General features: G+C 62.4%; 19 protein-coding genes. 5 read left to right on the top strand and 14 right to left on the bottom strand.

What is annotated here, in order from left to right; all coding sequences use genetic code 11:
* The first annotated feature begins 2 nt into the window (after positions 1-2).
* The 3 genes from AC3WS7_RS04290 (at position 3) to AC3WS7_RS04280 (ending at position 3,888) form a co-directional block, all read left to right on the top strand.
* Positions 3-935 carry an electron transfer flavoprotein subunit alpha/FixB family protein gene (locus AC3WS7_RS04290; RefSeq protein WP_296468351.1) on the top strand — a complete coding sequence of 311 codons (933 nt, stop codon included), beginning with the start codon at positions 3-5 and terminating at the stop codon, positions 933-935.
* Positions 936-1,029: 94 nt separating this feature from the next.
* The gene (locus tag AC3WS7_RS04285) at positions 1,030-2,820 is read left to right on the top strand and encodes an acyl-CoA dehydrogenase (protein ID WP_492655475.1); all 1,791 of its coding nucleotides are present in this window, start codon (positions 1,030-1,032) and stop codon (positions 2,818-2,820) included.
* A gap of 102 nt (positions 2,821-2,922) precedes the next feature.
* Positions 2,923-3,888, top strand: coding sequence for an NAD(P)H-dependent flavin oxidoreductase (locus tag AC3WS7_RS04280; protein WP_492655474.1), 966 nt, complete (start codon positions 2,923-2,925; stop codon positions 3,886-3,888).
* Between the two features lie 76 nt (positions 3,889-3,964).
* Here the strand turns inward: AC3WS7_RS04280 and AC3WS7_RS04275 are convergent, their stop codons facing one another.
* The 9 genes from AC3WS7_RS04275 to AC3WS7_RS04235 all read right to left on the bottom strand — a co-directional run bounded on the left by AC3WS7_RS04275 (position 3,965) and on the right by AC3WS7_RS04235 (position 14,388).
* Entirely contained in the window at positions 3,965-6,382 is a 2,418-nt protein-coding gene (locus AC3WS7_RS04275; RefSeq protein ID WP_492655473.1) for a DUF1631 family protein, read from the bottom strand.
* A 175-nt stretch (positions 6,383-6,557) separates the two neighbouring features.
* Positions 6,558-7,208, bottom strand: a complete 651-nt coding sequence (locus tag AC3WS7_RS04270) for a glutathione S-transferase (RefSeq protein WP_492655472.1) — start codon at positions 7,206-7,208, stop codon at positions 6,558-6,560.
* Positions 7,209-7,215: 7 nt separating this feature from the next.
* A complete protein-coding gene (trhO, locus tag AC3WS7_RS04265; RefSeq protein WP_492655471.1) occupies positions 7,216-8,166 on the bottom strand; it encodes an oxygen-dependent tRNA uridine(34) hydroxylase TrhO in 951 nt (316 codons plus the stop codon).
* A 38-nt stretch (positions 8,167-8,204) separates the two neighbouring features.
* On the bottom strand, positions 8,205-9,569 hold the full coding sequence (locus tag AC3WS7_RS04260; RefSeq protein ID WP_296468341.1) for an MBL fold metallo-hydrolase RNA specificity domain-containing protein: 1,365 nt from the start codon (positions 9,567-9,569) through the stop codon (positions 8,205-8,207).
* An 89-nt stretch (positions 9,570-9,658) separates the two neighbouring features.
* Complete coding sequence (gene dnaJ / locus AC3WS7_RS04255; protein WP_296468339.1) at positions 9,659-10,795, bottom strand: molecular chaperone DnaJ; 1,137 nt, start codon at positions 10,793-10,795, stop codon at positions 9,659-9,661.
* A gap of 92 nt (positions 10,796-10,887) precedes the next feature.
* Positions 10,888-12,831, bottom strand: coding sequence for a molecular chaperone DnaK (gene dnaK, locus AC3WS7_RS04250; protein WP_492655470.1), 1,944 nt, complete (start codon positions 12,829-12,831; stop codon positions 10,888-10,890).
* Positions 12,832-12,938: 107 nt separating this feature from the next.
* Complete coding sequence (grpE, locus tag AC3WS7_RS04245; protein WP_296468335.1) at positions 12,939-13,502, bottom strand: nucleotide exchange factor GrpE; 564 nt, start codon at positions 13,500-13,502, stop codon at positions 12,939-12,941.
* 67 nt (positions 13,503-13,569) lie between these two features.
* Positions 13,570-13,923 (bottom strand): FKBP-type peptidyl-prolyl cis-trans isomerase, encoded by a 354-nt coding sequence (locus AC3WS7_RS04240; protein WP_492655469.1) that lies wholly within the window; start codon positions 13,921-13,923, stop codon positions 13,570-13,572.
* A gap of 153 nt (positions 13,924-14,076) precedes the next feature.
* Positions 14,077-14,388: a winged helix-turn-helix transcriptional regulator gene (locus AC3WS7_RS04235; protein WP_296468331.1), complete on the bottom strand. Its 312-nt coding sequence runs from the start codon at positions 14,386-14,388 to the stop codon at positions 14,077-14,079.
* Between the two features lie 257 nt (positions 14,389-14,645).
* On the opposite strand from AC3WS7_RS04235, the gene AC3WS7_RS04230 reads away from it, so the two are divergent.
* Positions 14,646-14,927 carry a late competence development ComFB family protein gene (locus AC3WS7_RS04230; protein WP_296468329.1) on the top strand — a complete coding sequence of 94 codons (282 nt, stop codon included), beginning with the start codon at positions 14,646-14,648 and terminating at the stop codon, positions 14,925-14,927.
* Between the two features lie 3 nt (positions 14,928-14,930).
* Here the strand turns inward: AC3WS7_RS04230 and AC3WS7_RS04225 are convergent, their stop codons facing one another.
* Positions 14,931-15,773 carry a shikimate dehydrogenase gene (locus AC3WS7_RS04225; RefSeq protein WP_492655468.1) on the bottom strand — a complete coding sequence of 281 codons (843 nt, stop codon included), beginning with the start codon at positions 15,771-15,773 and terminating at the stop codon, positions 14,931-14,933.
* Positions 15,774-15,870: 97 nt separating this feature from the next.
* Entirely contained in the window at positions 15,871-18,171 is a 2,301-nt protein-coding gene (gene rpoD, locus AC3WS7_RS04220) for an RNA polymerase sigma factor RpoD (RefSeq protein WP_492655467.1), read from the bottom strand.
* A 240-nt stretch (positions 18,172-18,411) separates the two neighbouring features.
* Here rpoD and AC3WS7_RS04215 point away from each other — a divergent pair, with 240 nt between their 5' ends.
* A complete protein-coding gene (locus AC3WS7_RS04215; RefSeq protein ID WP_492655466.1) occupies positions 18,412-19,197 on the top strand; it encodes a substrate-binding periplasmic protein in 786 nt (261 codons plus the stop codon).
* Positions 19,198-19,226: 29 nt separating this feature from the next.
* On the opposite strand, the gene dnaG is transcribed toward AC3WS7_RS04215, so the two are convergent.
* The 3 genes from dnaG to AC3WS7_RS04200 form a co-directional block, all read right to left on the bottom strand.
* Positions 19,227-21,242: a DNA primase gene (gene dnaG / locus AC3WS7_RS04210; protein WP_492655465.1), complete on the bottom strand. Its 2,016-nt coding sequence runs from the start codon at positions 21,240-21,242 to the stop codon at positions 19,227-19,229.
* A gap of 217 nt (positions 21,243-21,459) precedes the next feature.
* Complete coding sequence (gene ggt / locus AC3WS7_RS04205) at positions 21,460-23,295, bottom strand: gamma-glutamyltransferase (RefSeq protein ID WP_296469965.1); 1,836 nt, start codon at positions 23,293-23,295, stop codon at positions 21,460-21,462.
* Between the two features lie 5 nt (positions 23,296-23,300).
* The gene (locus AC3WS7_RS04200) at positions 23,301-23,879 is read right to left on the bottom strand and encodes a peroxidase-related enzyme (protein ID WP_296469963.1); all 579 of its coding nucleotides are present in this window, start codon (positions 23,877-23,879) and stop codon (positions 23,301-23,303) included.
* Between the last annotated feature and the right edge of the window lie 80 nt (positions 23,880-23,959).

Genomic DNA, 23,959 nt, shown 5'->3' with positions numbered 1-23,959 from the left:
CCATGACCGCACTCGTAATCGCCGAACACGACAACGCCTCCATCAAGGGCGCCACCCTGAACACCGTCACTGCAGCGGCCCAAGCCGGTGGTGACGTGCATGTGCTGGTGGCTGGCAGCAATGCCGCCGCTGCCGCTGCCGCCGCTGCGCAAATTGCCGGTGTGTCCAAGGTCATCCATGCCGACAGCGCCGATCTGGCTCACGGCCTGGCCGAAAACGTGGCAGCCCAGGTGCTGGCCATCGCTGGCAACTACAGCCACATCGTGTTCCCTGCCACCGCATCGGGCAAGAACATCGCCCCCCGTGTGGCTGCCAAGCTGGACGTAGGCCAGGTGTCCGACATCACCAAGGTCCTCAGCGCCGACACGTTTGAGCGCCCCATCTACGCTGGCAACGCCATTGCCACCGTGCAGGCCACCGATGCCGTGAAAGTGCTGACCGTGCGCACCACCGGTTTTGACCCTGCTGCCGCGACCGGTGGTTCCGCCGCAGTGGAAACCATGGCCGCCGCTGCTGCCAGTGCTGGTGTGGCCTTTGTGGGTTCCGAGATCGCCAAGAACGACCGCCCCGAGCTGACCGCTGCCAAGATCATCGTGTCGGGTGGCCGCGCGTTGGGTTCCAGCGAAAAATTCATGGAAGTCATGACGCCCTTGGCCGACAAGCTGGGTGCCGCCTTGGGTGCTTCGCGCGCTGCGGTGGATGCGGGCTACGCCCCCAACGATTGGCAAGTGGGCCAGACCGGCAAGATCGTCGCGCCCCAGCTGTATGTGGCCTGCGGTATCAGCGGTGCCATCCAGCACTTGGCCGGCATGAAGGACAGCAAGGTCATCGTGGCGATCAACAAGGACCCCGAAGCACCGATCTTCAGCGTGGCCGACTTTGGCCTGGAAGCCGACCTGTTTGTGGCGGTGCCCGAACTGATTGCGGCGCTCTGATGTCCGTGTGAAAAAGGGCATCGCGTGCGATGCCCTTTTTTTTGGCCTGCAGGCCTGCGTAACCCGCTTGTAACTAGAATTTTTGGAGACTCCCATGAGCTACGTCGCCCCCGTCAAGGACATGCTGTTCAACATCCAGCACCTGGCCAATATTGAACAGATCGCGCAACTCCCCGGTTTTGAAGATGCGGGCCTGGACACTGCCCAAGCGGTGTTGGAAGAGTCTGCCAAGTTCACCGAAGGCGTGCTCGCTCCGCTGAATTGGGAAGGTGACAAGAACCCGTCGAGCTGGAAAGACGGCGTGGTCACGGCCACCCCGGGCTTCAAGGAAGCCTTCAAGCAATTCACCGACGGCGGCTGGCAAGGCCTGCAGCACCCCACCGACTTCGGTGGCCAGGGCCTGCCCAAGACGATTGGCGCCGCCTGCGGGGAAATGGTCAACAGCGCCAACATGAGCTTTGCGCTGTGCCCGTTGCTGTCTGACGGTGCGATTGAGGCATTGCTGACCGCGGGCTCTGACGAACTCAAGGCGACATATCTCGAAAACCTGGTCAGCGGCAAATGGACCGGCACCATGAACCTGACCGAGCCACAAGCTGGCAGCGATCTGGCTGCGGTGCGCAGCCGCGCCGAGCCGCAGGCCGATGGCAGCTACAAGGTGTTCGGCACCAAGATTTTCATCACCTGGGGTGAGCACGATATGGCCGAGAACATCGTCCATCTGGTGTTGGCCCGCGTGACCGGCGCGCCCGAAGGCGTGAAGGGCATCAGCCTGTTTGTGGTGCCGAAGTTCATGGTGAACAAGGACGGAAGCCTGGGTGCGCGCAACGATGTGCACTGTGTCTCCATCGAACACAAGATGGGCATCAAGGCCAGCCCGACCGCCGTGCTGCAGTACGGCGACCATGGTGGCGCCATTGGCTACCTGGTGGGCCAGGAAAACCGCGGTCTGGAGTACATGTTCATCATGATGAACGCCGCGCGCTACGGCGTGGGTGTGCAGGGCATTGCGATTGCCGAGCGCGCCTACCAAAAGGCCGTGCAGTTCTCCAAAGACCGCGTGCAAAGCCGCCCGGTGGATGGCTCCATGCCTGCCGCTGCACCCATCATTCACCACCCCGATGTGCGCCGCATGCTGATGACCATGCGCGCCTACACCGAAGGCTGCCGTGCCCTGGCCAGCGTAGGCGCCAGCGCCTACGACGCGGCCCACCACCACCCCGATGCGGATACGCGCAAGCAGAACCAGGCCTTCTATGAGTACCTGGTGCCGCTGATCAAGGGCTACAGCACCGAGATGAGTCTGGAAGTCACATCCCTGGGCGTGCAGGTGCATGGTGGCATGGGTTTCATCGAAGAAACCGGTGCGGCCCAGTACTACCGCGACGCCAAGATTCTGACCATCTACGAAGGCACGACCGCCATCCAGGCCAATGACCTGGTGGGCCGCAAGACAGCGCGTGATGGCGGCCAAACTGCCAAGGGTATTGCCGCGCAGATCGAGAAGACCGAAGCCGAACTGGTTGCCAGCGGCTCGGCCCACGCATTGGCTGTGGCCCAGCGCCTGAAGGCCGCACGCCTGGCATTCATCGACGTGGTGGACTTTGTGGCGGGCAACACCAAAGCCAGCCCCAACGCCGTGTTTGCGGGCAGCGTTCCCTACCTGATGCTGGCCGGCAACTTGATGGCAGGCTGGCAACTGGCCCGATCGCTGCTGGTGGCCGAGCAACACATTGCTGCCGGTACCGATGTGCCTTTCATGCAAGCCAAGATCACCACCGCGCGCTTTTACGCCGACCACCTGCTGAGCAAGGCCGGCGGCCTGCGCGACAGCATTGTGGAAGGTGCTGACAGCGTGACGGCGTTGTCACTGGATGCGTTCTGAGCGGAGTTCGCGCTTTATTTGCTACTGAATTGCTAGCTGCTCGCGCAGTATCCACGGGGGCTAGCGCCTGATTTCATATAAAAATTGACCCGAGGAGACCCCATGTCCAGACTGCCTGCACCGCTAGACCGCTTGCCTTTCCCCGTGATCGGCTCGCCGCTGTTCATCATCAGCAACCCCAAGCTGGTGATCGCCCAGTGCATTGCCGGTGTGGTGGGTTCCATGCCTGCGCTGAACGCCCGCCCGGCCGAGCTGCTGGAAGACTGGCTCAAGGAAATTACCGAAACGCTGGCTGCGTATAACGCCGCCCACCCCGACAAGCCTGCTGCGCCGTTTGCCATCAACCAGATCGTGCACAAGAGCAACGACCGGCTGGAGCACGACATGGCGCTGTGCGTGAAGTACAAGGTGCCCATCATCATCACGTCCTTGGGCGCGCGCGAAGAGATCAACGCCGCGGCCCACAGCTACGGTGGCGTGGTGCTGCACGACATCATCAACAACAAGCATGCACACAAGGCGATCGAGAAGGGCGCGGACGGTCTGATCGCCGTGGCTGCGGGGGCTGGTGGCCATGCGGGCGTGAAGAGCCCGTTCGCACTGATCCAGGAAATCCGCCAGTGGTTTGACGGTCCGGTCGCACTCAGCGGCTCCATTTCCACTGGCGCCGCTGTGCTGTCGGCCCAGGCCATGGGGGCGGACTTTGCCTACATCGGCTCGGCCTTCATCGCCACCGAAGAGGCACGCGCTGCACAGGAGTACAAGGACGCCATCGTGGCGAATGACTCCGATGAGATCGTCTACAGCAACCTGTTCACCGGCGTGCACGGCAACTACCTGGCACCCAGCATCCGAGCTGCGGGCCTGGATCCGGCCAACCTGCCCGAGAGCGATCCCAGCAAGATGAACTTTGGCGGTGCATCGGCCAAGGCCTGGAAGGACATCTGGGGCTGCGGCCAGGGCATTGGCGCCGTGACCAAAGTGCAGCCGGCGGGCGAGTATGTGGCCCAACTCAAACGGGAGTACGCCGCTGCCAAAGCCGAACTACTGGCCCGCAACTACGCGTAAATTGCAAAGGGTTTAAGCCTGTAGCGCCCGCGCCATCTGCGCGAGGCGCTATTTTTTTGAGAGCGCCTGTTGCGCCTCAGGCTTGCAGGCGCAACCCGTCGTCGTTGTCGGCCATGAGCCGGTTCAGCGCTCGCTCCACAATAGGTGCCTGCTCCAGCAGCTGCAGGTGGCCCAGGCGCAACATGTTGGCCACTTCGCGTTCGGAGCGCACAAAGGCGTCAAAGCCTTCCCGGTTGGTGAATAAAAAGCGTGTGCGCATGGGGCTGACCCAGCTCAGGCGGCAGCGGTGTGGCGCGGTGCCGGGCTCGGCCACTTCAAACCAGACGCCGCGCGTCAACAGCTGGGCGCTCGCATCGAAATCGTCCATAGCCGAGGGATCCTGCACCGTGAGCTGCGTGGCACGCCGCTGGTCCAGGGCTTCCATGGCGGCGTCGCCCGCGCTTTCTTCCAGTGCTGCGCTTTGGGTATCGATGGGGGGTGGCACCTTCATGCGGATGGCCAGCATGTGGGTGCCGATCAGGCGGCGCGTGAAGGTGGCGCGCGGATCACCGTACCACTCCATAGCGTCCAGCTCTACGTTCAGCGTACGCACCAGTTCGGGCAATACCGCGACCAGCGCCTTGCGGTCTTCCGGGGTGGTCTTGGGCTGGGTGCTCCAAATCAACTGGTCCATGGTCTGCAGTGCGGCATTCCAGCGGCCGGGCTCGTCGTCTTCCCGCATCCACGCCGCAGCAATGACCTGGCGCCACTGGGTCGTCAGAAACGGCTTGAGAAAGGGCACCAGCGGCAGCTTGTCGGGCAGGGCGCTGATGCGGGCATGCACGATCTCGTCGGCATGGGCCAGCGCGGCGTTCAGGGCCTCCTGGTCGCGTTCCTGATTGGCGACAGGTTCGATCTGTTGCTGCGCCTGCTGTTCGCTCTCGAACAGGAATTCGGTGAATTCGGCCAGTAGCAGGCTGAACAGGGTGAGGTCGTCTTCAAACTCGTGCAGCACACGCTGCACCGTGTGTTCGATGCGCCGGTAGAGCGGGTCTTCTTCGCCCTTTTCCGGTGTCCACGCCACTGAGGATGAGGCCAGTGTGTCCACCAGCTTGCGTGCCGGGTGCTCGCTGCTCAGGAAGAAGTCGCGGTCCATCATGGCGGCGCGCAGCACCGGGATCTGCAGGCGGCCAATCACCACCTTCATTTGCATGGGAATGGCCTGGTCGGCAAACACGTAGTCAAACACCTCGGCCAGTGCGTCCACCGTGCCGCGGTCCAGCTCGGGGGCTTGGCGGATGGCGTCCTGCTCGCGGATCTGGCGCAACACGTTCTGGTGGCCGTGCGGGCTGTCTTGCGGCTGCAAGAACTGAAACCGTGAGGCGTTGGGCCCGGCGTCTGCCTGCATTTGCCCCAGGTAATTGAGCAGGGCAGGGTCGGCTGGCGCCCTATGGCCTGCGGGCGGCAGGGCGTAGCCGCGGTCGCTGCTCTCCGCGTCGCCGTCGTCGTGCCGGGCGGTGCCTGCGGTCGGGTTGGGGGCGCCAGAACTTGTGGCACCCGTGGGGCCCGGTCCGGCCCCTACACCTAGGCGCTGCAAAAAAGCCTTGACCTGGGTGGCGATGTGCTGACCCGCGGGCGCAAGGCCGCTCCAGGCGCTGCGCGCGGGCTCTGCATCTGGGGCGGGTGTTGCGTGTGGTGTGAGCGGGGCCGGTGCGGATTGCAGGGGGGCCTGGCTGCTCTGGCCCGCATCACCCAAAGGGGCTGCACCGGACAGCGGTGCGTAGGCCGAGGACACCGATTTGCGGATGCGGTGTACGGCGTGGGCCTGGATGCCGGCTTGGGTGAGTGTCGCGCTCAGGTCGGTGTAGAGCGGTGCCAGGTCGATGGTGTGACCTGGCTCCAGCGCTTGCAGCAGGTGTTCGGTGGCCTGGGGTTCAAATTCGCCCTTGTCCCAGGCCCGCATGAAGGCCCCCAGCAGCACTACGGGACGGAAGGGATTGGACGAGAGGGACGGGGACTCGTTGCCAAACAGGGTGCCCAGCTTTTGCGTGAGAGGGGTGAGGCTGTTTTCGTAACGGGTGTTGAACTGTTGGGCCACGCGGTCCAGCAGAAGGATGCGGTGGACCTCGTCCACGTCGATCAGGCTCAGCGTCATGCCGTCCAGTGCGTGGTCGTTGGCCGGGGCGGGTTTGGCGCCCAGTTTTTCCATTTCGGGCCAAACGGTCTGGATGTCTTCCTGCAAACTTTGCTGCAGGGCATCGCGGTACAGGCGCTTGAATTTATCGGCTTGGCGGTCCAGCAGCACGGCTGCGGTGCGCAGGTTTTGGGATTGCAACAGGGGCAGCTTGCCGTCGGCCAAGTCCAGGAGGTGGGCCCGGATTTGTTTGAGCTGGGCGTCTTCGCGGTCTTCAAAATAGCCTAGCGTTTTCCCCATCATCGCGCGCACCAGCCGCAGCGCTTGCGCGCGCGACTCCGGGGTGCTATTGCTGGTGGAAAAGGGCTGAAATGCGCTCATGTACCGCTGAAAGGTGCCGCCGCCCCGTGAGGCTGGCGGCTCCTTCGTCCATCGACTGAATTTGTGATGCGGAATGATCGCATGGACCGTGGGCCATCCCTAGCCCTTGACAGGACCGGGTGCCCAGATTTACCCACTTGATACACAGTTTCTCGTAACGAGTTGTAAATTTCCCTCAAGGGGGTGGAAAAATCACTGTGGCCTGCCCAGGTGCCCACGCGGGTTGTTTGTCCATGGTGCACAGGTAGCTTGTGGATTGCTCGAACTGCACCAGCCAGGCTTGCAATGCGGGCCAGTCCTGCTGGGCAAACCACAGCGCATCAGTGTGCGAAAACTGGCGCACAAAGGGGGCCAAGGCAGCATCGGCCAAACCAAAGTGCGGGCCCGAGAGAAAGGCTTGTGCCACCAATGTCGCGTTGAGGGTTTGCAAAAACACGGCACCTGCAGCCCGGTGGGCCAGTCCGTCGGGCAGGGCGTAGCGGTGGGGGTATTTGTAACGGTCCAGGGCGTGTTTGAAAGGACCGTCGTTTTCGGCAATCCAGGCGTGCGTGCGCTCCCACTGGGTCTCGGTGCGGGGCAGCCAGTGTTCCGGATCACGGGCCTGCAAGGCCCAGCGCATGATGTCCAGGCTTTGGTCGATGACCGTGCCATCAACCAGCACCAGGACCGGTACCGTGCCTTTGGGGGATGCCAGCAGCAGTTCTGCCGGTTTGTGGGCCAACACCACCTCGCGCAGCTCACAGGGTTGCTGGCTCACTGCCACCGCCATGCGGGCCCGCATGGCGTAGGGGCAACGCCGGAACGAATACAGCACCGGCAGTGGCATGCGGACCTCAGCCGGTCACTGGCTTGGGCAGCACGGCGCCTATGTGCACCTGCTGACGCGTTTTGGCCAACTCCCACTGGCGTTGGCGTTCGCGGGCACTGGCTTTCTGGGTGTCGCTGGTGGTGGCGTGGCAGCGCGGGCAGCTGACGCCGGCCTCAAACAGGGGCGATGCGGTGGCGCCATCTTCCAGCGGCTGGCGGCAGGCCCGGCACAAGCCGTGCTGGCCGGGCACCAGGCCGTGCCCCACGGACACGCGCTCATCAAAGACAAAGCACTCACCTTGCCACAAACTCTTTGCCGGGGGGACGGTTTCCAGATACTTGAGGATGCCGCCTTCGAGGTGGTAGACCTCGTCGTAGCCCTGTGCCCGCATGTAGGCGGTGGATTTTTCGCAGCGGATGCCGCCGGTGCAAAACATCGCGACTTTCGGTTTTTTGCCATCTTGAGGACGTAGCCGCTCGGATTGCTGCACCCATCCGGGCAGTTCGGCAAAGGTCTTGATGTGGGGATTGATGGCACCGCTGAAGGTGCCAATGTCCACCTCGTAGTCGTTGCGGGTGTCCACCACCACCACGTCGGGATCGGAGATCAGCGCATTCCAGTCTTCGGGTTTGACGTAGGTGCCCGCCATCTGCGTGGGGCTGATGCCATCCACCTGCATGGTGACGATTTCCTTCTTGAGGCGTACTTTCATGCGGTAGAACGGCGCCTTGCTGGCAAACGATTCCTTGTGCTGCAAATCGGCCAGCAGCGGGTCAGTCCGCAAGTAGGCGAGGACGGCATGTACATCGTCGGGCGCCCCGGCGATGGTGCTGTTGATACCCTCACGGGCCAGCAAAATCAGGCCCTTGACCTTGTGTGCCTCGCACAATGCCAGCAGCGCTGGCTTGCGCTCGGCGTAGTCGGGCAGGTCGACAAATTTGTAAAACGCAGCGGTCAGGTAGCGGGTGGGAGACATCGTGCAATTGTGCCTTGGGGCAGGGCGGTGTGTGGGCTTCAGCAGGGCCAGGTAGAGCCATGCTCAGGCACGAGCGCGCGCCAGTGCAGTTCGTGTTCGATGCGTCCGCGCAAAGTGTCTGCAGCTTCCATGTCGCCATGCACCACATAGACCTGGTCTGGCCGACTCGGGCTGCTACGCAGCCAGTCCAGCAGCTGGTTGGCATCGGCGTGGGCCGAAGCCGATTCCAGCTGCACGATTTCGGCGTGCACCTCCACCTCGCGGCCATGGATGCGCACGCTGTGGGCACCGCTGGCCAGCGTGGCGCCGCGTGTGCCGGGCGACTGGTAGCCCGTGAGGATGACCATGTTGCGGTGGTTGCCCGCGTGGTGGGCCAAGTGGTGCAACACCCGACCTCCGGTGGCCATACCACTGGCCGACAGAATCACCATGGGGCCGTGGCGTGCGGCCAGCGCTTTGGACTCGTCGGTGCTGTTGACCATGGTGGCCGCATGGGTCATGGCATGCACCGCGTCGCGGCTCAGGCGGTGCTCTCCGGGATGCTGTTCAAACAGATGGGTGGTGTGCACCGCCATGGGGCTGTCCAGAAATACCGGTAGCCCGTGGGGCAAGGTGCCTTGGGCCTTGAGCTGGGCAATGGCATGCAGCAGGGCCTGTGCGCGACCGACCGCAAAGACGGGTACCACAGCCACACCCCCGCGCGCCGCCAGGCGCTGTAGCGCAGGCCCCAGTTCGGCCAGCAGATTGTCCTGGGGGTGGGTGCGGTCTCCGTAGGTGGATTCGATCAGCACTGTGTCCGCCTGCGGTGCGGGGGCCGGTGGGTTCATCAGGGAGTCATCGGGTCGACCCAGATCACCCGAGAACAGAATGCGGCGGCCCGCTACCTCCAGCAGGATGCTGGAGGCGCCCAGGATATGGCCGGCAGGCTGGAAGGTGGCGCGCCAGTTGGGAAGCGGCTGGAACGTACTTCCGTGGTGTACGGTCTTGATCAGTGGCAGGCAGTCTAACGCATCCTGACGGGTGTAGAGCGGCAGCGCGGGCGAGTGTTTGGAGAAGCCATGGCGGTTGGCAAAGGCGGCATCTTCTTCCTGGATATGGCCGCTATCGGGCAGCAGCACCCGGCACAAATCACGCGTGCCGGTTGAGGCGTAAATTGGCCCGCGGTAGCCTTCTTTGGCCAGCAGCGGCAGGTAGCCACTGTGGTCCAGGTGGGCATGGGTAAGCAATACCGCATCCACTTGGTCGGGGACGATGGGCAAGGGCGCCCAGTTGCGCAGGCGCAGCGGCTTGTAGCCCTGGAACAGGCCGCAGTCCACCAGCAGGCACTGGTCGCCGTGCCGTACCAGGTATTTGGAGCCGGTGACCGTGCCCGCTGCGCCGAGAAAGGTGATGGAAACGCCCATGGAGTCCTCCAGAAAAAAAGCCGCTGGGTCGTTTATAGACCGAGCGGCTTGTAGAAGGGACGGAGAGGTCCCGATTTTCTTGACCTGTATCAGCTAAAGAAGCTCTTCAAGCGATCGGTCCAGCTGTCACCCGAGGGCGAGTGTTTGCTGCCGCCTTTCTTGAAGGACTCGTCCAGCTCCTTGAGCAACTTTCGCTGGTGCTCGCTGAGTTTGACCGGGGTTTCCACCGCAATGTGGCAGTACAGGTCGCCGGGGTAGCTGGAGCGCACGCCCTTGATGCCTTTGCCGCGCAGGCGGAACTGTTTGCCGGTCTGGGTGCCTTCGGGAATGTCGATGGCAGCTTTGCCGGCCAGCGTGGGCACATCAATTTCACCGCCCAGCGAGGCTGTGACGATGCTGATGGGCACCGAGCAATGCAGGTCGTCACCATCGCGCTCAAAGATGTCGTGTTTCTTCAGGCGAATCTCGATGTACAGGTCGCCAGGGGGACCACCATTGGTGCCCGGTTCACCGTTGCCCGCGCTGCGGATGCGCATGCCACCGTCGATACCTGCGGGGATTTTGACTTCCAGCGTCTTCTGGCGTTTGATCTTGCCCTGGCCGCTGCAGGCAGTGCAGGGTTCGGGGATGACCTTGCCATTGCCGCGGCAGGTGGGGCAGTTTTGCTGCACGCTGAAGAAGCCCTGGCGCATTTGCACGGTGCCAGCGCCATTGCAGGTGCCGCAGGTTTTGACCTGGGTGCCGGGCTTGGCACCACTGCCTTTGCAGGTGTCGCAGCTGTCCCAGCTGGGAATTCGGATTTGCGCATCTTTGCCGCGGGCGGCTTCTTCCAGCGTCACTTCCATGGCGTAGCTCAGGTCGCTGCCACGGTAGACCTGGCGACCTCCGCGCGCACCGCCGCCACGCTGCTGGCCGAACATGTCGCCGAAAATGTCGCCAAAGGCCTCGGCAAACCCGCCGTAGCCTTCGCCCCCCCCACCGCCACCGCGGTTGGGATCCACGCCGGCGTGGCCGTACTGGTCGTAGGCAGCGCGTTTCTGCGCGTCCGACAGCATCTCGTAGGCTTCTTTGCCTTCCTTGAACTTCTCTTCGGCGGCCTTGGCCGCATCACCCTGGTTGCGGTCAGGGTGGTGCTTCATCGCCAGCTTGCGATAGGCCTTTTTGATCTCTTCTTCCGAAGCGGTTTTGGAAACGCCCAGAATTTCGTAATAGTCTCGTTTGGCCATGTGTGTCTCTGTGCCCGTTTACAACAGAAAAGCCGCGTTGAACCCCAGCTGGCGTTCAACGCGGCATCTTTCAGCTGCGCGTGTCAGCGCAATCAGCCTTTTTTGACTTCCTTGACTTCGGCGTCCACGACGTTGTCGTCGTCTGCAGGCTTGGAGGCCTGTGCGCCTTGGTCCGCAGCGGGCTGCTCGCCACTTTCGGCAGCCTGCTTGGCTTGCATGTCGGCGTACATCTTTTCGCCCAGTTTCTGGCTGGCCGCCATCAGCGCGTCGCTCTTGGCCTTGATCGCGTCCTTGTCGTCGCCCTTGAGGGTGTCTTCCAGGTCCTTGATAGCGGCTTCGATCGCACTCTTTTCAGCGGCTTCGAGCTTGTCGCCATATTCGGTCAGGCTCTTCTTGACGCTGTGGACATTGGCATCGGCTTCGTTTTTGGTCTGCACCAGTTCCAGTTTCTTTTTGTCGTCGGCGGCATTCAGCTCGGCGTCTTTCACCATTTGCTGGATTTCGTCTTCAGACAGACCCGAGTTGGCCTTGATGGTGATCTTGTTTTCCTTGCCGGTGCCCTTGTCCTTGGCACCCACGTGCAAGATGCCGTTGGCGTCGATGTCAAACGACACTTCGATCTGTGGCGTGCCACGGGCTGCGGGCGGGATGCCTTCGAGGTTGAACTCACCCAGCATCTTGTTCACGGCGGCGATTTCGCGCTCGCCCTGGAACACCTTGATCGTCACGGCCGGCTGGTTGTCTTCTGCGGTCGAGAAGGTCTGCGCGAACTTGGTCGGGATGGTGGTGTTCTTGGTGATCATCTTGGTCATCACACCGCCCAGGGTTTCAATGCCCAGGGACAAGGGTGTCACGTCCAGCAGCAGCACGTCCTTGCGGTCGCCGCTCAAAACCTGTCCCTGAATGGCGGCGCCCACGGCCACAGCTTCGTCAGGGTTCACGTCCTTGCGGGGTTCCTTGCCGAACAGTTCCTTGACCTTTTCTTGCACCTTGGGCATGCGGGTCATGCCGCCGACCAGGATCACGTCATGGATCTCGGAGGCCGATACGCCTGCGTCTTTCAGCGCGGTGCGGATCGGGGCGATGGTGCGCTCGATCAGTTCTTCCACCAGGGCTTCCAGCTTGGCGCGGGTGAGCTTGATGTTCAGGTGCTTGGGGCCGGATGCATCCGCCGTGATGTAGGGCAGGTTGATGTCGGTCTGCGAGCTGCTGGAGAGTTCGATCTTGGCCTTTTCAGCGGCTTCTTTCAGACGTTGCAGGGCCAGCACGTCCTTGGACAGGTCGACGCCTTGCTCTTTCTTGAACTCGGAAATGATGAAGTCGATCACGCGCTGGTCGAAATCTTCACCGCCCAGGAAGGTGTCGCCGTTGGTGGACAGCACTTCAAATTGTTTCTCGCCGTCCACGTCAGCGATTTCAATGATGGACACGTCAAATGTGCCGCCACCCAAGTCGTACACGGCGATCTTGCGGTCGCCCTTTTCATTCTTGTCCATACCGAATGCCAGTGCAGCAGCGGTAGGTTCGTTGATGATGCGCTTGACGTCCAGACCAGCAATACGGCCAGCGTCCTTGGTGGCTTGGCGCTGTGCGTCATTGAAGTAGGCGGGCACGGTGATCACGGCCTCGGTCACTTCTTCGCCCAGGTAGTCTTCCGCCGTTTTCTTCATCTTGCGCAGAATGTCGGCGCTGACCTGCTGGGGAGCCATGCGGTTGCCACGCACTTCCACCCAAGCGTCGCCGTTATCGGCTGCAGCGATGGTGTAGGGCATCAGGTCGATGTCCTTCTGCACTTCTTTCTCGGAGAACTTGCGTCCGATCAGGCGTTTGACCGCGTACAGGGTGTTCTTGGGGTTGGTCACCGACTGGCGCTTGGCGGACGCACCCACCAGCACTTCGCCGTCTTCCTGGTACGCAATGATGGAGGGCGTGGTACGAGCACCTTCCGCGTTTTCGATCACTTTGGCCGTGTTGCCTTCCATGATGGCGACGCAGCTGTTGGTGGTACCCAAGTCAATGCCGATGATTCTTCCCATGATTTACTCCTGCTAACTTAAAAATTCAGATGTGGATAAGGTGTGGGCTACTGTCTGGCTTTCAAGAGCCCACATTCCTCAAAGTGGTATTTTTTAGGGTGCTTGCTTTATTTCGCAGCGGCCACGGTCACCAGTGCCGGGCGCAGCACGCGGTCGGCGATCGAATAGCCTTTTTGCAGTACGCTGACCACGGTGTTGGCTTCCTGGTCTGCAGGTACCACGCTGATCGCCTGGTGCTGGTGTGGGTCAAACTTGGTGCCCGCAGCGGGAGCAATGGCAATCACCTTGTTGCGCTCCAGTGCAGCCACCAACTGGCGCAGGGTGGCCTGGGCGCCTTCGCGGATTTGCTCGGGCGTGGCGTCCTTGATCACCAGACCGGCTTCTAGGCTGTCCGCCACGGGCAGCAAGCTTTCGGCGAACGACTCGACGGCAAACTTGCGGGCTTTGGAGATTTCGTCTTCGGCGCGGCGGCGGGCGTTTTCGGCCTCGGCCTTGGCGCGCAGGAATTGGTCGGCCAGCTCGCTGCTCTTGGCTTGCAAGGTGGCCAGTTCGGCTTGCGCCTGGGTCAGGGCATCCGCCTCGTTGGCGGCCTGGGCTGCAACCATCTCCTCGGTGCTCTGGTAGTTGGCGGCCGTGGGATTGGGGGTAGGGGAGGAGGAAGTGTCAGACATGCGTTTGGATCGAAGTTAGGCGGGTTTGCGCCCCAGTTGGTGTCCCGGGGCGCAGTTTCAAGGGGCTTTAGCCCGATACGCCGAGCAATTCCACATCAAACTTGAGTGTGGCATTGGGCGGAATCACACCACCGGCGCCGCGGGCGCCGTAGCCCAGTGCGGCGGGGATGATCAGGGTGCGGGCACCGCCCACTTTCATACCGGCTACGCCTTCGTCCCAGCCGCGGATCACCATACCGGCGCCCAAGCTGAACACAAAGGGGTCATTGCGGTCTTTGCTGGAGTCGAACTTGGCGCCCTGGACGCCGTCGTTGTAGAGCCAGCCGGTGTAATGCACGGTCACGCTCTGGCCTTTGGTGGCCACAGCGCCGGTGCCTTCGGTGATGTCTTCAAATTGCAGGCCGCTGGCGGTGGTTTGCATGGGGAGTTCCTTGTTTGCTATAAAAAGAGTAGCTGCTGGCGCACATGGGACGTGCGCTGGAGGGCAGAAAAGCCCTAAATTATGCCGCAGACGAAAAAAAGACAGGCCAAGCCTGTCTGGTGGGTACTTGCCGTCGGCTTCTGCCGACCCGGTTTACTTGGCCTTTTTGGCCAGGCTGGTGGACCACTTGACGGCAAAGGCCTGCAGGTCGCCCAGGCGTTTGAGCAGGTCGGCGCCGGCGGCGGTGACTACATAGCCGTCACTGCCGTGCGTCAGCAGGCCGGCTTCGCGCAATTCCTTGATCCGGGTGTTCAGGGTGTTGGGGGTGATACCGCCCACGCTGTCCTGCAGCAGGCGGAAGGTTTGTGCATGGCCGTCGCGCAAGGCCCACAAAACGCGAATCGCATACCGGGATTCCAGCAATCCCAACAGTTGTCCCACTGCGATCGATTCTTTTGCACTCATTACCTTGCCCTTTGTCTGTACCGTAACAGATTGCGCCCGTGGGGCCGCAACCGCTGAAATGAGCGGAAACTATAGCGCAGATTTTCGGCTGCTACAAGTTTCATAGCTGGTGACGCATGTTTTTCGGGCAATCCCTCCTAAAAACGCCACTATTGTTGTGCCGTCCGGGCAGTCTTGCAGCCCTTGCCAGTGCGCAGGGGAGGTGCTAACGTTCTTGGCAAGACCCCCTCTGGGGTGAGCATCTTGCGGAGACCGTCATGAATTTCAATTTCGAACAAGTCCACAATTATTACGAACGCCTGGTGTTCGAGGAGGTGGTACGCCGGGCCCAGGCGTTTCCCGATTTCAGCAACGACATGCTGGCCGATGTGGCGTGCGTGGCGCTGAACCGCCTGCCCGCGCGCTATGTGCGCCACGATGTGGACATGATGTTCTACCTGACGGAGCAGGAGCGCCATGCCATTGAGCTCTCGCTCGAAGAAGTGTTGCAGTTCGCCTTTGGTTTTGTACAGGAACGCGCTCCCAAGTCCCCCCGCTAGGCCCTAAAAGCTGGCCAGTACCTTCTCCATCAGGGGGGGGGAGATGGCTGGCAGCGGACCAAACCATGCTTCAAACGCCGGGCGTGCCTGGTTGAGTAGCATGCCCAGTCCGTTGACGGTGGCGTTCCCCCGGGCTTTGGCTGCCACCAGCAATGGCGTTTCCAAGGGAACATAAACGATGTCCGACACCAGCGCGGTGGCGGGCAGTGCGTCCAGTCGCAAATCCAGTGCCTCTTGACCGTGCATTCCCTGGTTGGTGGTGTTCACCAGCAGGGCAACGCCTTCCAGCGCTGCATGGCGTTCTGCCCAGGGTACTGCACGCACCCGTGGGCCAAACTCCTGGGCCATGTCCATCGCCTTGGCATCACTGCGGTTGCTCAGGCGAATTTCGCTAGCCCCTTCGTCCAGCAGTCCCGCCATGACGGCGCGCGCCGCGCCACCGGCACCCACTACGCAGGCAGGGCCCGCATCGGCGCGCCAGCCGGGTTGCGCATCGCGCAGACTCTGGATAAAGCCATAGGCGTCAGTGTTGCGGCCGGTGAGCGCTCCGTCTGCCCCGACGACGATGGTGTTGGCCGCACCAATGCGCTGCGCCAGCGGTTCCAGATGGTCTACGATGGCCATGGCGGCCACCTTGTGCGGGATCGTCAGGTTGCAACCGGCAAAGCCCAGCACGGGCAGGGCACGCAGGGCCTGTTCAATCTTATCGGGTTGCACCGGCAGCAGCACGTAGGCGCCGCGCAGGCCGTGCTCGGCAATCCAGTGGTTGTGCAAGAGGGGCGAGCGGGAGTGGGCGACGGGCCATCCCATCACACCGGCGAGTCGGTACGCTTGTTCGTTGGCCATGGGAGCAATACAGATTTATCTACTATCAAAAAAATAGCGCCCCGCGCACATTCCATGTGGGCTGGGGCGCTAAATGGCTTGCAAAAGCCGGATGGCTTTACAGCGTGTCGGTGAAGCTGCGCAGCTTGTCCGAGCGGCTGGGGTGCTTGAGCTTGCGCAGTGCCTTGGCTTCGATTTGGCGGATGCGTTCGCGGGTCACGTCGAACTGCTTGCCCACCTCTTCCAGCGTGTGGTCAGAGGTCATTTCGATACCGAAGCGCATGCGCAGCACCTTGGCTTCGCGCGGCGTCAAGCTGTCGAGGATGTCCTTGACCACATCACGCAAGCCGGCTTGCATGGCGGCTTCCATGGGTGCGGTGTTGGCGCTGTCCTCGATGAAGTCGCCCAAGTGGCTGTCGTCATCGTCACCGATCGGCGTTTCCATGGAGATCGGCTCTTTGGCGATCTTCATGATCTTGCGGATCTTGTCTTCCGGAATTTCCATCTTTGCGGCCAATACCGAGGCATCGGGCTCAAAGCCAAACTCCTGCAGGTGCTGACGGCTGATGCGGTTCATCTTGTTGATGGTTTCGATCATGTGCACCGGAATCCGGATGGTGCGTGCCTGGTCCGCGATGGAGCGCGTGATGGCCTGGCGGATCCACCAAGTGGCGTAGGTCGAGAACTTGTAGCCGCGGCGGTATTCAAACTTGTCCACCGCCTTCATCAGGCCGATGTTGCCTTCCTGGATCAGGTCCAGGAACTGCAGACCACGGTTGGTGTACTTCTTAGCAATGGAGATCACGAGGCGCAAGTTGGCCTCGATCATTTCCTTCTTGGCTGCACGCGACGAGTACTCGCCTTCGTTCATGCGCTTATTGATGTCTTTCAGCTGGTCCAAGGGCACCACCACCTGGGCTTGCAGATCCATCAGCTTTTGCTGCAGGTCTTGCACCGGCGGAATGTTGCGTCCCATGACGGCTGCCCAGGGCTTGCCGGAAGCGGCCTGCTTCTCGATCCACTTGAGGTTCAGCAAGTTGGAAGCCACCTTGTTACCCGCTTTGTCGCGACCGCTGAAATCGGCAATGAAGTGTTCTTGCGGGTAGCCGCACTTGTCCACAATGATGCGACGCAGCTCGCGCTCCTTCTTGCGCACATCGTCGACCTGGCTGCGCACCATGTCGCACAGCTTTTCAATCGCCTTGGCGGTGAAACGGATGGTCATGAGTTCTTCGCTCAGGGCCGTTTGCGCCTTTACGTAGGCGGGAGTGCCGTAGCCTTCCTTGTCGTATACCTTGTGCACCTTCTCAAAGAGCTCGCGCATCTTGTCGAAGCGCTCCAGCGCTTGCTTCTTCAACTCTTCGAGCTTCTTGGTCAGTGCCTTGGAGCCGCCCTTGCCGTCGTCATCGTCGGCTTCGTCGAATTCGTCGAAGTCTTCTTCGGCCACATAGTCGTCGGCTTCGTTGGGGTTGGAGAAGCCGTCCACGATGGTGGTGATGACGACCTTGCCTTCGCGGATGTCTTCACCCAGGCGCAGGATTTCCGCGATGGTGGCGGGGGAGGCGGAGATCGCCTCCATCATGGCCATCAGACCGCCTTCGATGCGCTTGGCAATTTCAATTTCGCCTTCGCGAGTCAGCAACTCGACCGTACCCATTTCGCGCATGTACATGCGCACGGGGTCGGTGGTGCGGCCGAATTCGCTGTCCACCGTAGACAGGGCAGCTTCCGCTTCCTCTTCGGCTTCTTCCACCGTGGCTGCGGTGGACACGTTGTTGTTCAGCAGCAGGGTCTCTGCGTCCGGCGTTTGCTCGTACACCGCCACGCCCATGTCGTTCAACATGGAGATCACCACTTCCAGCGTTTCCGCATCGACCAGCTTGTCGGGCAAGTGGTCGGAGATTTCGCCGTGGGTCAGGTAGCCGCGGGTCTTGCCCAGCGTGATCAGGGCCTTGAGGCGCGCGCGGCGCTTGGCCATGTCTTCTTCGGAGAGGACGGTTTCATCCAGGCCGAATTCCTTCATCAAGGCGCGTTCTTTTGCCTTGCTGATCTTCATGCGCAGAGGCTTGACCTTTTCCCCCGGTGCGGCGGCGACTTCGGGCTCTCCGGCCAAATCGGCTTCGATGTCCGACATGTCCATGTCATCACCACTGGACTCGGTGGCAGCCTTGGGTTTGCGGCCGCGCTTGGCGCCAGTGGTGGCCTTGGCTGGGGCGCTGGATTCTGCCGCTGCGGCCTTGGCTGGACGGCCAGCTTTTTTCTTGGCGGGCGTATCTGCGGCGGCCAGGAGCGCGTCGGCAGCCTCTTTTAACTGGGCGGCTTTGGATTTTGGTGCGGGCACGGAGGAGGCTTTCTTATCGGTCTTCGGGGCGGACTTGCTGGCGGACTGGACAGGCTTGGCAGATTTTGAAGCGGGCATGCAAAAACCTCAGGTCAACAAAAAAACAGGCAAACAGATCAGGCGCCAGCTACGTCACGCGGTGGGCGAAGTAGGTGGCAAGACGGGGCGGTAATACCCCTGTGGCAAGATGGGAGGGCGATCATTTGGGGTGCAGTCCTTGCGGTGAGGTGGCCGGTTGTGACTTGGTGTCAACGTGTGGCCTAGCCCGGAGGTGCTGCTGTCGCTCTTGCCGAAATAATCCAGCATTATAGTTGTTAAATGTATTTATTCAATGGTGTTCTGCTTCTGGCTGCCCTGCTCGCGGGCGGGCCATGGGCTTCTGCACAGCCCCAGGCGCCCACTTTGCAGGCGCTGACGGAGTCGCTCCCCCCGCTGAACTACGAACACGAGGGCAAGATCACCGGTTTTGCCAGCGAGTTGCTGGACCTGATGGCTGCCGAGGCTGGCATCCCCCTGCAAAAGCAGCTGCTTCCCTGGGTACGGGCCTATGACCGCGCCACCAAACCCGGTGACACGGTGTTGTACTCATTGGTGCGTACGCCGGAGCGGGAGTCCCTGTTCCGATGGGTGGGGCCCATCGGGCCGCGGCGCATCCTGTTCTACAAATGGGCAGACCGCAGCGACATCCAGCTCAAGTCGCTGGACGACGCCCGGGCCTACCGCATCGGTACCACGCTGGAGTCGGCAGCGACCAAAAACCTCATCAAGCAGGGCTTTGTGCCCATGCCCATGGACGGTGCCGTCTCGGGGCTGGAGCAGGGCGTGAACGACGAGCAGAACATGCGCAAGTTCATCGCCAAGCGTTTTGACCTGCTGGTGTCGCTGGACTGGGCCGCTGCCTACAACGCCAAAAATGCCGGCATTGACCCCGCGGACCTGGTGCCCGCGCTGGTGCTGGATGACAGCCTCAATTACTGGTACGGACTGAACCTGTCGGTAGACCCGGACGTCGCCAAGCGTCTGAATGCGGCCTTGCAGAAGCTGCGCAACGACGGACGCTACACCCAGTTGCGGCAAAAGTACCTGCTCAAGGCCGCCAAATAGCCCCACGGCTGCTGGTGCGCTGGCGGCGTTTAACCTGCGGCCGCCGCGTTGGGCTGCACGGCCAGCTCCAGCTGCTTGCGGCGCAGTTGCAGCTCCCGGTAGCGCTGCAGGGCGCTGGTGTCATGGCTGGCGGCGGCAATGGCCTCGGTTTCCAGCTCTTTGATGCGGTCAATCAGCATGCGGTTGAGCAGGTCACGCAGCTCGGGGCCCGATTCCGCCAGCGGCTCGCTAGCCAGTGTGGGGCCCGCCATGAGGCGCAGCGCCAAGTCCTCGGCCTGGTGGCCCACGATGGCATCGCGCAGGGTGCCGCGTGACACCGGCCCGTGTTCGTGCAATTGGCCCTCCAGCCAGATGAACAGATCGCCGTGTGGCGAGGGCAGCTCGCACAGCAGGCCGTGGTCTTCGCTGGTCAACACCTCCCACAGTTCGCTGTGGCTTAGCAAAATGCGCGCGGCGTGGTCGGCGCGGCTGTCCAGTTTGGCGCGCGGGCCGCTGGGGCGGGGCTCGCGGGCGCCAAAGCGGCTGCCGCCTTTGCCTTCCCACTTTCCCTCCCATTTGCCGCTGCGTGGCGTCCAGCCGTCCTTTTTCCAGTCGGTTTTCTTCTTCCACTCTTCCTGCGGAATCCAGGGCTCGGCCGGCTCTTCGTAGACAAAGTGGCCGTCATCCGGTGCGCCGTCGTACTGCGGGGGCGGTGCACTCTTGCGACGCTGGGGCTCGGCGGCCGGTTTTCCGGTAGCGCTGCTGGCCCACAGTGCGCCCAGTTCGGCGCTGTTGAGTTGTACCAAGTGCGCGATTTCGGCCAGCAGCTGCAGCTTGAGTGCGCCGTCGGGCAACTGCGTCCACAGTGGCTTGGCGTTGCTGGACATATGGGCGCGGCCTTCGGCGGTCGTGAGGTCGCAACCCTCTTGGGCCGCCTCCACCAGAAACCGGCTCAGCGGCGTGGCCTTGGACACGTAGTCGGCAAACGCCTCATTGCCATGGGCGCGGATGAAGCTGTCGGGGTCGTGCTCAGCGGGCAGGAACAGAAACTTGATGCTGCGCACATCGGTGGCAAAGGGCAGGGCGCCGTCCAGCGCCTTGCGTGCGGCGCGGCGCCCTGCGGCGTCACCGTCAAAGCTGAAGACCACCGCATCGGTGAAGCGGAACAGCTTTTGCACATGCTCGTTGGTACAGGCCGTGCCCAGCGTGGCCACCGCGTTGGGAAAACCCAGCTGCGCCAGCGCCACCACGTCCATATACCCTTCGGTGACCAGCACGTAGCCAAACTCGCGCAGTGAGCTGCGGGCCTCGAACAGGCCATAGAGCTCGCGGCCCTTGCTGAAAACCGGGGTTTCCGGTGAATTGAGGTACTTGGGCTTTTCGTCGCCCAGCACGCGGCCGCCAAAACCAATGCACTCACCTTTGATGTTGCGGATGGGGAACATCACGCGGTCGCGGAAGCGGTCGTAGCGCTTTTCTTCACCACCGTTTTCGGCCTCGTGCAGGATGACCAGGCCGCTTTCCACCAGCAGCGGGTCGTCGTACTGCGGGAAGATGCTGGCCAGGCTGCGCCAGCCCTCGGGGGCGTAGCCCAGGCCAAACTGCTTGGCGATCTCGCCCGAGAGGCCGCGACCCTTCAGGTAATCAATAGCGCGCGGCGACTCCTTCAGTCCACGCTTGTAGGCGTCGCCGGCTTTCTCCAGCACGCTGGTCAGGGTGTTTTGTTTTTGGCGCTGCTCCTGGGCGCGGGCGCGGTCTTGCGGGCTGCCTTCTTCTTCCGGGATCACCATGCCGTACTGGCCGGCCAGGTCCTTCACCGCTTCAATAAAAGTCATACCGGCGTGGTCCATCAGAAAGCTGATGGCGTTGCCGTTTTTGCCGCAGCCAAAGCAGTGGTAGAACTGTTTGGCGGGGCTGACCGAGAACGAGGGCGATTTCTCGCCATGGAAGGGGCACAGGCCCATGAAATTGGCGCCGCCCTTTTTGAGCTGCACATAACGCCCCACGATCTCCACCACGTCCGTGCGCGCAAGCAGTTCCTGGATGAAGGTTTGGGGGATGGCCATGGGGTGATTGTAGGAACGTGGCCCCCACGTTCCGCCGCTACGCGGGTCGTTGCCCCCTAAAGAGGCTAATTGCCTAGCGGCGCTGGCCGCCAAGCGGTCCAGAACCGCTGGGGGCGGCCCGGCGCGGAATCGCAGGCTCGGTTCTGAATTTGCTATGGTTTATATAGCTGCTTGCGCAATATCTGTGGGGGCTAGGTGCCAATTTGGCTTGTAAAAATCAATCCCCCAGCACCACACCCTCACGCCGCGGATCGGCACCACCGAAATAACCGCCCGGCGTGCGCTGGATGGCTTGCAGCCCGCTAGGCATGGGAATTTCCACCACCGTGTGGCCACGTGCCTGTAGGGCATTGAGGGTGGCGGCATCAAAGCGCTTCTCCTCCAGCAGCGTGGGCCCGTTCAGCGAGGCGAAGTTGGGCAGGTCAATCGCCTGCTGGGTGCTCAGGCCCCAGTGCAGCACGCCGTACAGCGTCTTGGCCGTGAAGTGGATGATGAGCGCGCCGCCCGGGCTGCCACCGCTCATGACCAGTTGCCCGGTAGCCTTGTTGAACACCAGCGTGGGCGACATGCTGGAGCGTGGCCGCTTACCCGGCTCCACTCGGTTCGCTACGGGTCGGCCGTCGGTGCCTGTGGGGCTGAAGCTGAAGTCGGTGAGCTGGTTGTTCAGCAAAAAGCCACCGGCCAGGCCCACGCCGCGGTTCACCATCTGGCGCGAACCCCAGGCGTCTTCAATGGTGGTGGTCATGGCCAGTGCGTTGCCATAGGCGTCCACCACCGAGATGTGCGAAGTGCCGTACTCCAGTTGGTGGGGCATGGGCGCATAGGCCACGGGTGTGGCGCCCGGGTTGCCGGGTGGGGCCGTTTGCATGCTTTTGCCAGCTGGTCCCGTGTCGATGGCCTGAGCGCGGCGGGCCAGGTAGGCCGGATCCAGCAGGCTCAGCCAACTGCCCGCAGGCGCCTGCACAAAGGCCGGGTCGGCCACAAACTGTGCGCGGTCGGCAAAGGCGAGACGCGAGGCCTCGGTGTACAGGTGCAACCAGTCGGCGGTGGGCTGGCCTTGGGCCAGGGGCAGGCGGTCGGCCGGGGTGTTGTCCAGCAACCTGAGGATTTGGCCGATGGCAATGGCGCCCGAGCTGGGCGGTGGCATGCCGCAGATGCGGTAGTCCCGGGCAGCGGCGTTCACGGCGTAGTCAAAACACAGCGGCTCGCGCACCAGCGGCTGGTAGCCAGCCAGGTCTTGGGTATTCAAGGTGCCGGGGTTGCTGGGGTGGCCTTGCACCTTGCGGGCGATAGCCTGGGCCACCTCGCCTTGCAGCAAAGCCGCAGGCCCCTCGTTGGCGATGCGTTGCAGTACCGCAGCCAGCTCCGGGTTGCGCAGCACGTGGCCGGCAGGCCAGGGCTTGCCAGCCGTGTCGTAAAAATAGGCGGCGGCCACCGGGTCTTTCTTCAAGTGTGGCTCGCTGGCCAGCAGCGTGGCCATGCGCGGGCTGATGGCAAAGCCTTGCGTGGCCAGTGTGATGGCCGGGGTGAAGAGCTGGGCCCAGGGCAGGCGCCCGTGCTGCTGGTGAGCCCGGGCCAACATGGCCACCGCACCCGGCACGCCAACAGAACGACCGCCCACCACCGCATCTGCAAACTTGAGGGCTTGGCCACTGTCGTCCAGAAACAGCCTCGGTGTGGCACCGGCGGGGGCGGTCTCGCGGCCGTCAAAGGCCTGCGTTGTCTGGCCATCGAAGTGCAGCAGAAATGCGCCGCCACCAATGCCACTGCTTTGTGGCTCCACCAGGGCCAGCACCATTTGCACTGCAATGGCCGCGTCCACCGCGCTGCCACCGGCGCGCAGCACTTGATGGCCGGCGTCAGTTGCCAGCGGGTTGGCGGCGGCCACGGCGTAGCTGCGGGTGGCCCAGCCGGGTTTGGCAGTGCTGCCACTGGCGCCTTCGGGCTGTACGGGCACTGCGTACTGCCAGGCCGTGGGTGCGCTGGTGCAGCCCGCCAGGGCGGCAACCAGAAGAGCAAGGCCGACACGGGTGTTTGGGCGTGCGCGCAACATAGCGCTTACTTGGCCTTGGGCACCCGGCCCAGCAGATAAAACTCGGGGTTGGGCATCATGCTGGTGACATTGGCCATGCGGTTACTCAGGCCAAAAAACGCGGTGATACCGGTAATGTCCCAGATGTCCTCGTCATCAAAGCCGTGGGCGTGCAGCGCCGCAAAGTCGGCGTCTTCCACGGTGTGGCTCTCCAGGCAGACCTTCATCGCAAAGTCCAGCATGGCGCGTTGGCGGGGTGTGATGTCGGCCTTGCGGTAGTTCACTGCCACCTGGTCGGCCACCAGCGGTTTCTTCTCATAGATGCGCAAAATCGCGCCGTGCGCCACCACGCAATAGAGGCAGTGGTTGGCCGCGCTGGTGGTGGTGATGATCATCTCGCGCTCGCCCTTGGTGAGGCTGCTGTCCTCACGCAGCATCAGGGCATCGTGGTAGGCAAAGAAGGCGCGCCATTCGGCCGGGCGGCGGGCAAAGGCCAGAAACACGTTGGGCACAAATCCCGACTTCTCCTGTACCTCCAAAATCTTGGCGCGGATGTCCTCTGGCAGGGTGTTCAGATCGGGCAAGGGGTAACGCGTGCTGGCCATGGGGTGTCTCCTGTTTTTGTAAAAGCTATTGCGGCAATGTGATTAATCGAATGTACATATGGGGTGCACATTCCTACCAT

This window comes from Rhodoferax sp. EU05-FHT12H12 (assembly GCF_058791215.1).
The sequence above is the reverse complement of the archived record's forward strand: the minus strand, read 5'-3'. Positions and strand labels throughout refer to the sequence as shown.

What these genes read in the sequence shown, in the direction of transcription:
- dnaJ (WP_296468339.1), bottom strand. Translation starts at nt 10,795, where the DNA reads ATGGCCAAACGAGACTATTACGAAATTCTGGGCGTTTCCAAAACCGCT.
- grpE (WP_296468335.1), bottom strand. Translation starts at nt 13,502, where the DNA reads ATGTCTGACACTTCCTCCTCCCCTACCCCCAATCCCACGGCCGCCAAC.
- trhO (WP_492655471.1), bottom strand. Translation starts at nt 8,166, where the DNA reads ATGTCTCCCACCCGCTACCTGACCGCTGCGTTTTACAAATTTGTCGAC.
- ggt (WP_296469965.1), bottom strand. Translation starts at nt 23,295, where the DNA reads ATGTTGCGCGCACGCCCAAACACCCGTGTCGGCCTTGCTCTTCTGGTT.
- AC3WS7_RS04270 (WP_492655472.1), bottom strand. Translation starts at nt 7,208, where the DNA reads ATGCCACTGCCGGTGCTGTATTCGTTCCGGCGTTGCCCCTACGCCATG.
- AC3WS7_RS04240 (WP_492655469.1), bottom strand. Translation starts at nt 13,923, where the DNA reads ATGCAAACCACCGCCAGCGGCCTGCAATTTGAAGACATCACCGAAGGC.
- AC3WS7_RS04200 (WP_296469963.1), bottom strand. Translation starts at nt 23,879, where the DNA reads ATGGCCAGCACGCGTTACCCCTTGCCCGATCTGAACACCCTGCCAGAG.
- AC3WS7_RS04290 (WP_296468351.1), top strand. Translation starts at nt 3, where the DNA reads ATGACCGCACTCGTAATCGCCGAACACGACAACGCCTCCATCAAGGGC.
- AC3WS7_RS04280 (WP_492655474.1), top strand. Translation starts at nt 2,923, where the DNA reads ATGTCCAGACTGCCTGCACCGCTAGACCGCTTGCCTTTCCCCGTGATC.
- dnaG (WP_492655465.1), bottom strand. Translation starts at nt 21,242, where the DNA reads ATGGCCATCCCCCAAACCTTCATCCAGGAACTGCTTGCGCGCACGGAC.
- AC3WS7_RS04260 (WP_296468341.1), bottom strand. Translation starts at nt 9,569, where the DNA reads ATGGGCGTTTCCATCACCTTTCTCGGCGCAGCGGGCACGGTCACCGGC.
- AC3WS7_RS04230 (WP_296468329.1), top strand. Translation starts at nt 14,646, where the DNA reads ATGAATTTCAATTTCGAACAAGTCCACAATTATTACGAACGCCTGGTG.
- dnaK (WP_492655470.1), bottom strand. Translation starts at nt 12,831, where the DNA reads ATGGGAAGAATCATCGGCATTGACTTGGGTACCACCAACAGCTGCGTC.
- AC3WS7_RS04275 (WP_492655473.1), bottom strand. Translation starts at nt 6,382, where the DNA reads ATGAGCGCATTTCAGCCCTTTTCCACCAGCAATAGCACCCCGGAGTCG.
- rpoD (WP_492655467.1), bottom strand. Translation starts at nt 18,171, where the DNA reads ATGCCCGCTTCAAAATCTGCCAAGCCTGTCCAGTCCGCCAGCAAGTCC.
- AC3WS7_RS04235 (WP_296468331.1), bottom strand. Translation starts at nt 14,388, where the DNA reads ATGAGTGCAAAAGAATCGATCGCAGTGGGACAACTGTTGGGATTGCTG.
- AC3WS7_RS04215 (WP_492655466.1), top strand. Translation starts at nt 18,412, where the DNA reads ATGTATTTATTCAATGGTGTTCTGCTTCTGGCTGCCCTGCTCGCGGGC.
- AC3WS7_RS04225 (WP_492655468.1), bottom strand. Translation starts at nt 15,773, where the DNA reads ATGGCCAACGAACAAGCGTACCGACTCGCCGGTGTGATGGGATGGCCC.
- AC3WS7_RS04285 (WP_492655475.1), top strand. Translation starts at nt 1,030, where the DNA reads ATGAGCTACGTCGCCCCCGTCAAGGACATGCTGTTCAACATCCAGCAC.